Origin of the sequence: Candidatus Kosakonia sp. 282A-S69 (assembly GCF_029433855.1) — a bacterium.
GTDB classification, from domain to species: domain Bacteria; phylum Pseudomonadota; class Gammaproteobacteria; order Enterobacterales; family Enterobacteriaceae; genus Kosakonia; species Kosakonia cowanii_A.
On record NZ_JAROAU010000004.1, the window covers coordinates 1 to 1,357 of the forward strand.

The 1,357-nt window shown below is 57.4% G+C and carries 1 protein-coding gene; it reads right to left on the reverse strand.

Going from position 1 to position 1,357, the window contains the following annotated elements; translation table 11 throughout:
• Window positions 1-240: 240 nt before the first annotated feature.
• Entirely contained in the window at window positions 241-1,269 is a 1,029-nt protein-coding gene (rsmC, locus tag PU683_RS19725; protein ID WP_277174344.1) for a 16S rRNA (guanine(1207)-N(2))-methyltransferase RsmC, read from the reverse strand.
• Window positions 1,270-1,357: the final 88 nt, after the last annotated feature.

A 1,357-nucleotide genomic window follows, 5' to 3' on the forward strand; every position in this document is an offset into this window, starting at 1 on the left:
GGGGACTTGAACCCCCACGTCCGTAAGGACACTAACACCTGAAGCTAGCGCGTCTACCAATTCCGCCACCTTCGCATACCATCGATACCAGAAGTATCGTTACCACGGAGGCGCATTCTAGATGTTTTCAACTTTTCGTCAACAGTTAATTGCGCGCAGAGTCGTCGATTGCTGCAAAAATGGGCGTCGGAGAACAGGCAGGGAAATTCACCCGGCGAGCACGCCCGCCGGAGAGAGGGCTTATTTAAGCGCCTGGCGCGTCATCACGGTGCGGTAAACCTTAAAGCGTCCGGTCTGAGCGATCACTTCATGGAAACCGAAGGTCTGATCCAGCACGTCCGGATAGGGCAGGAAGGCGTTCGCTACGATGCGCAGCTCGCCGCCGCTGTTAAGGTGGCGAACTGCGCCGCGGATCAGCGTTTGCGCCGCTTCCAGGCTGGTCTGCAACCCGTCATGGAACGGCGGGTTGGAGATGATCATATCGAAGCGACCGGTCACTTCAGAGAAGACATTACTGGCAAAAACCTCGCCCTCAAGCCCGTTCGCTGCAAGCGTCGCGCGGCTGGCTTCGATGGCCGGTGCCGAGACGTCACACAGGGTCAAGCGCACTTTCGGTGAATGGCTCGCCAGCACCGCTGCCAGCACGCCCGTGCCGCAGCCGACATCCAGCACTTTGCCCTTGGTATGCGGCGTCAGCGTGGAGAGCAGCAACTGGCTGCCAACATCCAGTCCGTCACGGCTGAAGACGCCCGGCATGGTTTTAATGGTCAGGGAGTCCAGCGCGTACTCGCCCCAGAAACCGTCAGGATCAAAGGCAGGGTTCTTATCGAGGCGACCATGATAAAGCCCGCAGCGACGTGCGCTGTCGACTTTATTCAGCGTGCAATACTCCGCCAGCATCTGCTCGGCGCTGCGTACGCCGCTGCGGTTTTCGCCAACCACAAAAATATCCGTTCCCACCGGCAGCAGAGAGAGTAAATTCATCAGCTGGAATAGCGCTTCCGGCTTATTCTTCGGCCAGTAGTAGATAAGCGTATCGCTCTCGCCAATCATCGCACTATCCGCCACCAGGCTAAAATTGGCGCGCTCGCCCATCTGCTGGCTCAGGGTTTGCCACTGGTGGAACTGTTGAGTCCAGGCACGGCTCCCGGCACTCTCCAGACGCGCAGGCAGGTCGTCCTGCAGATCACCGGCAAAAAGAATATGGTTAGACTCGAAATCGTCACTGTGGCGCAGCAAGACTTCACTTGCCGGGGTAAAAGCAGACATTAAGTGTTCCTCTTTAAACTGAGCCGGCGATTATACACGTTATCCTTCGCGCTGCCTCTTTGTTGGCTGCGTCTTCATACCCCAGTCA